At 49.0% G+C, this 453-nt stretch carries 1 protein-coding gene; it reads right to left on the bottom strand.

The window, feature by feature from the left end:
- Positions 1-453, bottom strand: a 453-nt coding sequence (locus I6F37_RS39630; protein ID WP_225154322.1) for a hypothetical protein, incomplete at both ends; no start/stop codon positions are given.

Below are 453 nucleotides of genomic sequence, written 5' to 3'. Positions count from 1 at the left end.
CCCTGGAAATGGCAGAGGCGACGAGGAAGAGTAACAAGAGCAACGGATAGAAAGATGATTCAGGAATGGTATCATTTAAAAACAAAACAAGTACGGTGATGGCTGCTGCTGGTAAGAGGAAGCGGGCAATGGTCCAGGCGATGTTGCCAAGAAATTTATTGGGTGCGGCGACCCATGATTCAATATTGTGTTCAGCTTTTTTTGTAATAGGGTGGGCAATACCGTAAGCGCGAAGCTGCTGGCGCCAGTTGATATTCCCGCTCATCTCTTTGGCTGATTGTTGCCGGTCAAGAATGGAGTGATGATCGGCAGGTTGTAATAACCAGGTAGCAAACAACTCCGCGCCCTGTTCAGATTCCGTTCGGTTGGTATATTGGAAGAGGGATGCTTTGCCAAAGATATCGAGGTCGTTGGCATAGGGGTGGAGTGGTGGTTGCAGGTGGAGTCCATCAG

The sequence above is a fragment of the Bradyrhizobium sp. NBAIM08 genome (genome assembly GCF_020193935.1).
Classification (GTDB): Bacteria; Pseudomonadota; Alphaproteobacteria; order Rhizobiales; family Xanthobacteraceae; genus Bradyrhizobium; species Bradyrhizobium yuanmingense.
This window is presented reverse-complemented; position numbering and strand designations above follow the sequence as displayed.